We start from the raw sequence: 6,027 nt of genomic DNA on the forward strand, positions 1-6,027 counted from the left end.
TGTTCGGCGAAGACGCCTTCGTCTATTTCTCGCTGGCGCTGATTATCGGCGTCTCGCTGTTTCTGTATCGCACGCGCGCCGGACTGATCCTGCGCGCCACTGGCGACAACCATGTATCGGCGCACGCGCTGGGCTATCCCGTCCTGACCATCCGGCTCTATGCGATCATGTTCGGCGGCGCCTGCGCGGGCCTCGCCGGCGCCTATCTGCCGCTGGCCTACACGCCGTTCTTCATTCCCGGCATGACCGCCGGCCGCGGCTGGATCGCGCTGGCGCTGGTGGTGTTCTCGTCGTGGCGGCCCGGCCGGCTGGTGATCGGCGCCTATCTGTTCGGCGCGGTGACGATCCTGCAACTGCACGCGCAGGGCTGGGGCGTCGGCGTACCGTCGCAACTGATGTCGGCGCTGCCTTATCTGGCGACCGTGATCGTGCTGGTTTTGATCTCGCGCGCGCGAACCGGTGGTTCAACCGCGCCTGCGGCCCTGGGAACGGTGTTCGTTCCCGATCGATAAATGCAGATACCCGACGCGCGCGATGGGGAGCGCGTGCGACGGGAAACACAGTCCACCCCTTGTAACCGGAGAGACCTATGAAGAAGATCGTCATGGCTGCGACGGCGGTGATCCTGACCGCGGCGGCAGGCCTCGGCGGCGCCAGCGCCGCCGAGAAGCTCAAGGTTGGTTTTATCTATCTCGGCCCGATCGGCGATCTCGGCTGGACCTACCAGCACGACCTCGCCCGCCTCGCGATGATCAAGGAATTCGGCGACAAGGTCGAGACCACCTATCTCGAAAACGTCAGCGAAGGCCCGGACTCCGAGCGTTCGATCGAACAGCTGGCGCGCGCCGGCAACAAGCTGATCTTCACCACGTCGTTCGGCTACATGGAGCCGACGCTGAAGGTCGCCAAGAAGTATCCGAACGTGCATTTCGAGCACGCTACCGGCTACAAGCGCGACAAAAACGTCTCGACCTATTCGGGCCGCTTCTATGAAGGCCGCTACATCCAGGGCATCATCGCCGGCAAGATGTCGAAGTCGGGCGTGCTCGGCTATATCGGCTCGTTCCCGATCCCGGAAGTCATCTCCGGCATCAATGCCACCATCCTGGGCGCCCAGACGATCAACCCGAACATCAAGGTCAAGATCATCTGGGCCAACACCTGGTTCGACCCGGGCAAGGAAGCCGACGCCGCCAAGGCGCTGCTCGACCAGGGTGCCGACGTGATCATGCAGCACACCGACTCACCGGCGCCGATGCAAATCGCCTCGGAGCGCGGCAAGCTGGCGTTCGGCCAGGACTCTGAAATGATCAAGTTCGGCCCCAAGACCCAGCTGACCTCTATTATTGACAACTGGGCGCCGTACTACATCCAGCGCGTCAAGGCCGAGCTCGACGGCACCTGGAAATCGGAAGACACCTGGGAAGGCCTCAAGGACAAGATCGTCGTGATGGCGCCCTACACCAACATGCCCGACGACGTGAAGAAACTGGCGATGGACGCCGAAGCCGCCATCGTCGCCGGCACGCTGAAGCCCTTCAAGTGCCCTGTGATCGGCCAGGACGGCAAGGAAGTCGAATGCAAGGGCGGCGACCATCTCGCCGATGGTCAGGTGCTCGGCATGAACTTCTACGTCAAGGGCATCGACGACAAGATGCCGGGCAAGTAAGCGACGCCACTCTCCCGAACGACGAAGCCCGGGCAGAAATGCCCGGGCTTTTTCTTGGATTTACTACTTCTGCGCCGCGAATTCCGGCCAGTTCAGAATTCCCTTTTCGGCGATCGACGGCAGCCTGAAATCCGGCTTGAGTTCCTGCAGCGCGGCGACCACGTCGGGGTTCATGGGATTGAGCCGCACCGCTTCGGTGAAATCGGCTACCGCGTGCTCGATATCGCCGCGGAGTTTCCACGCCATCCCGCGCGCATGATACGCCGTCTCCAGCGTCGGATCTAGCCGGATCACTTCGCTGTAGTCGGAAATGGCGCCGTCGATATCGTCCTTCCTGCTGATCGTGCTCGACGCCGCATAGCGCTCATAGCGCGCGTTGGCCCGGGTGTAATATGCCTGCATAAGCTCCGGCCTGAGCCGGATCGCCTGATCGAGATCGGCGATCGCGCGGTCAATCTGCCGGTTCACCTGATGGATCTTGCTGCGGTTGAAATACGCATCCGCATCGTTGCGGTCGCGGCGGATCGCCTCGTCGAAATCCGAAAGCGCCAGCACCAGATCGCCCTTCGCCTGATAGGCGAGACCGCGGTTGGTGTAGATATTGACGTGACCGTCGCCGCCGATATCCGAGCGCGGCAGCGCGTCGATGCGGATCGCCCAGGTGAAATCGGCAATCGCGCGCTCGACGTTTTTCTTCTCGCGCCACAGGATGCCGCGGTTGCTGTAAGCGAGGCTGTCGTTCGGATTGAGCCGGATCGCGTCGGTCATGTCGGCAATCGCGCGATCGACATCGCCCTTCTCGCTCCAGGCAAGGCCACGACCGACATAAGCGATGCCACGCGTCCGCGCGCTCTCGGAGAAGTCTTCGAGCACCCGCGTGCAGCCGGCGATATTGCGATCGACATCCCGCGCGTTGCAGTTGTCGTGGTCTTTGCGGCTGGCGCCGAACGCCGGCGCTGCGGCCAGCATCACGGCGCAGATCGCCATCACAGGAATTCGCATCGGTTTGCTCCGCAAGAATCATCTCGGCCCTCGGCATAGGCCAAAGCCATGCGGTTGGGTCGCAGACGACGCGCGGAGGGTTCAATGATGCGTCCCGCAGCCTTCTGAGATGGTGAAGCTAGCCGGCGTGCATCGCCCGTGCCGCCGCGCTATGCCGCCGGATCAGATCGCCGATATCCATGCCTGGAATCGCGCCATCGATCACCCGCCAATGACCCGCGATCATCACACGGTCCGCGCGATAGGCGCCGCACAGTACAAGCGCCGCCAGCGCATCGCCATAGCCGGAGAAGCGCAGCTCATCGAGCTTGAACAGCGCCAGATCGGCCATCTTGCCGACCGCGATCTCGCCGAGTTCCGGCCGACCGACACAGGCCGCCGAACCCTTGGTCGCCCAGCGCAGCGCGTCCTTGTGGCTGACGCGGCCGACGCCGTACCGCGCGCGCTGCAACAGGAATGCGGCGCGGACTTCCTGCATCAGGTTGGACTCGTCATTCGACGCCGAACCATCGACGCCGAGCCCGATCGAGACGCCGGCATCCTCCATCTCGCATACCGGGCAGCAGCCCGAGGCCAGCACCTGATTGCTGCACGAGCAATGGCTGATGCTGGTCTTCGCGCGCCCTAACCGTACCATTTCCGGCGCGTCGAAATGAATGCCGTGCGCCAGCCACGTCCGATGATTGAGCCAGCCGGTCTGTTCGAGGTAGTCTAGCGGACGGCAGCCATAGATCTCCTCGCAATAGCGGTTCTCATCCTGCGTCTCGCCGAGATGGGTGTGCAGGCGGACATCCAGCCGCTCCGCCAGCGCGGCGGTCGAGGCCATCAGCGAGGTCGTCACCGAGAAAGGCGAGCAAGGCGCCAGCGCAATCTGCACCATCGCGTCTTCGCCGCGTTCGTGGAATTTCGCCACCACGCGCTCGCTGTCGGCCAGAATCGTATCTTCGTCCTGCACCACGCTGTCCGGCGGCAGCCCGCCGTCCTTCACGGAGCGGTTCATCGATCCCCGCGTCAGCAGCACGCGCATACCGAGCCGCCGCGCCACGCCGACCTCGATATCGACGGACTCCTCGAGCCCGGCCGGAAACACATAGTGATGGTCGGTGGTCGTGGTGCAGCCCGACAGCAGCAATTCGGACATCGCCACGGTGACGCCGAGTTCGAGCGATTCCGGCGTAAGCCGCGCCCAGACCGGATACAGCGCCTGCAGCCAGGGAAACAGCTCGCGGTCCAGCGCCGCGGGCAGTGCCCGCGTCAGGGTCTGGTAGAAATGGTGATGGGTATTGATGAGGCCCGGCAGCACGGCATGGGCGGAAGCATCATACACCGTGATGTCGGCGGTGACCGGCGTACCGCCGGCCGGCACCAGCTCGATGATGCGGCCGCCTCTGACGACGATGCCGCGCTCCGCGCCTTCAGCGAGAATGGCCAGCGGGTCCTTGATCCAGATCGCGGTCATGTGTCGGTCATCTCCATCGGGCGCCGTCTTGCCGGCAACCTTGCAAATCAGAGTCCAGCCAAGAATACTCAACGGGTACCATTCGAACTGGCGTCGGTCTTGCAAGAACTGTTGTACGGACAAGACGTCCTACAGAAACCGGCACTTGAGTGAAAGCGCAAACCTCTCCATGGATCTCAACACGGTCACGTCGGTAGCGCGCCCGCAGTCGCGGGAACAATTGCCCAAATGGACGGCAGGCGATGCGTGGCTCGCGGGCGGCACCTGGCTGTTCTCCGAACCGCAGGCGCATCTCGCGCGGCTGATCGACCTCACCGACCTCAACTGGCCCGCGCTCACCATCACCGACAGCCATCTGCAGATCGGCGCCACCTGTACCGTCGCGCAGCTCGATGCGCTGGCCTGCCCGCCGGACTGGATCGCCGCGCCCGTCATCAACCAGTGCTGCCGCGCCTTCCTCGCCTCCTTCAAGATCTGGAAGACCGCGACCGTCGGCGGCAACCTCTGCATGTCGCTGCCGGCCGGTCCGATGATCTCGCTCACCTCGGCGCTCGAAGGCAGCTGCACCATCTGGCACGCTGATGGCGGCGAGACGCGCCTGTCCGTCACCGAATTCATCCTCGGCAGCCAGAGCAATACGCTCGTGCCGGGCGACCTGTTGCGCAGCATCGATATTCCGCTCGCCGCCCTGAAGCGCCGCTCTGCGTTCCGGCAGATCTCGCTGACTCCGGTCGGCCGCTCTGCCGCCTTGTTGATCGGCAGTATCCGGAATGACGGCCTGCTGCTCACCGTTACCGGATCGACCGTGCGCCCGATCCAGTTCGCCTTTGCTGCAATGCCGACCGAAGCGGAATTGCATGAAGCGATCCTGCACGACATTCCCGACGGCCTCTATCACACCGACGTGCACGGCAAGCCGGCCTGGCGCAAGCACATGACGCTGCGATTGGCCGAAGAGATCCGCGCCGAACTCGGTGGTACGCCATGAGCTATCAGATCAACGGCCACGACTTCGCCGAACAGCCGCGGGCCGGCCAATGCCTGCGCACGTTCCTGCGCCAGCTCGGCCATTTCGGCGTCAAGAAGGGCTGCGACGCCGGCGACTGCGGCGCCTGCACGGTGCTGATCGATGGCGAGCCGGTGCATAGCTGCATCGTGCCCGCATTCCGGGCCGATGGCCACGCCATCACCACCATCGAAGGCCTTGCGCCCCTGGGTCACACCCATCCGATGCAGCAGGCGTTCCTCGACGCGCAGGCCTTTCAGTGCGGGTTCTGCACCGCCGGCATGATCCTGACCTGCGCCTCGCTGAACCAGGCCCAGCGGCAGGATCTCGGCGCCTCGCTGAAGGGCAATCTGTGCCGCTGTACCGGCTATCGCGCCATCGAAGACGCGCTCAACGGCAAGACCAATATCGAGGACGCCGCCGCCGGCACCGCCTTCGGCCGCAGCCTGCCCGCCCCCGCCGGACCGCAGGTGGTCACGGGCGCGGCGCGCTACACCTTCGATACGGCGACGGAAGGGCTGCTGCACATCAAGATGCTGCGCTCGCCTTATCCGCACGCCAGGATCATCGCGATCGACAAGACCGCGGCGATGGCCGTACCCGGCGTGCACGCCGTGCTGACGTCGGAAGACGCGCCCGATCGGCTGTTCTCGACCGCACGGCACGAACGCGACTGGATGGACCCGGAAGACACCCGCGTGCTGGACACTGTCGTCCGCTTCGCCGGGCAGAAAATCGCCGCTGTGGTCGCGGACACCGAGGCCGCCGCCGAGGAAGGCTGCCGGCGCCTCAAGGTCGAATACGCCATCCTGCCTGACGTGATCGATCCCGTGCTGGCGATCGCGCCAGGCGCGCCTGTGATCCATGGCGACAAGACGCCGGAGCACCGCG

General features: G+C 64.5%; 6 protein-coding genes. 4 read left to right on the forward strand and 2 right to left on the reverse strand.

The window, feature by feature from the left end; genetic code table 11:
* Together JWQ24_RS06840 and JWQ24_RS06845 are read left to right on the forward strand one after the other, a co-directional pair.
* The coding region (locus JWQ24_RS06840; protein ID WP_299805983.1) for an ABC transporter permease at window positions 1–512 on the forward strand (512 nt) is incomplete at its 5' end.
* A 77-nt stretch (window positions 513–589) separates the two neighbouring features.
* Window positions 590–1,669 (forward strand): BMP family ABC transporter substrate-binding protein, encoded by a 1,080-nt coding sequence (locus JWQ24_RS06845; protein WP_299805985.1) that lies wholly within the window; start codon window positions 590–592, stop codon window positions 1,667–1,669.
* Between the two features lie 63 nt (window positions 1,670–1,732).
* On the opposite strand, the gene JWQ24_RS06850 is transcribed toward JWQ24_RS06845, so the two are convergent.
* Window positions 1,733–2,671 (reverse strand): tetratricopeptide repeat protein, encoded by a 939-nt coding sequence (locus JWQ24_RS06850; protein ID WP_299805987.1) that lies wholly within the window; start codon window positions 2,669–2,671, stop codon window positions 1,733–1,735.
* Between the two features lie 118 nt (window positions 2,672–2,789).
* On the reverse strand, window positions 2,790–4,130 hold the full coding sequence (locus JWQ24_RS06855) for an 8-oxoguanine deaminase (protein ID WP_299805989.1): 1,341 nt from the start codon (window positions 4,128–4,130) through the stop codon (window positions 2,790–2,792).
* Window positions 4,131–4,299: 169 nt separating this feature from the next.
* Between JWQ24_RS06855 and JWQ24_RS06860 the strand changes: the two genes are divergently transcribed.
* Window positions 4,300–5,118: an FAD binding domain-containing protein gene (locus JWQ24_RS06860; protein WP_299805991.1), complete on the forward strand. Its 819-nt coding sequence runs from the start codon at window positions 4,300–4,302 to the stop codon at window positions 5,116–5,118.
* Window positions 5,115–6,027 (forward strand): 2Fe-2S iron-sulfur cluster-binding protein (locus JWQ24_RS06865; RefSeq protein WP_299805993.1); only part of this gene is annotated, 913 nt, incomplete at its 3' end. The genes JWQ24_RS06860 and JWQ24_RS06865, both read left to right, overlap by 4 nt.

This window comes from Tardiphaga sp. (genome assembly GCF_028290495.1).
Taxonomy (GTDB): domain Bacteria; phylum Pseudomonadota; class Alphaproteobacteria; order Rhizobiales; family Xanthobacteraceae; genus Tardiphaga.

Coding starts and splice junctions, on each gene's coding strand:
- JWQ24_RS06845 (WP_299805985.1), top strand. CDS start 590: ATGAAGAAGATCGTCATGGCTGCGACGGCGGTGATCCTGACCGCGGCG.
- JWQ24_RS06850 (WP_299805987.1), bottom strand. CDS start 2,671: ATGCGAATTCCTGTGATGGCGATCTGCGCCGTGATGCTGGCCGCAGCG.
- JWQ24_RS06855 (WP_299805989.1), bottom strand. CDS start 4,130: ATGACCGCGATCTGGATCAAGGACCCGCTGGCCATTCTCGCTGAAGGC.
- JWQ24_RS06860 (WP_299805991.1), top strand. CDS start 4,300: ATGGATCTCAACACGGTCACGTCGGTAGCGCGCCCGCAGTCGCGGGAA.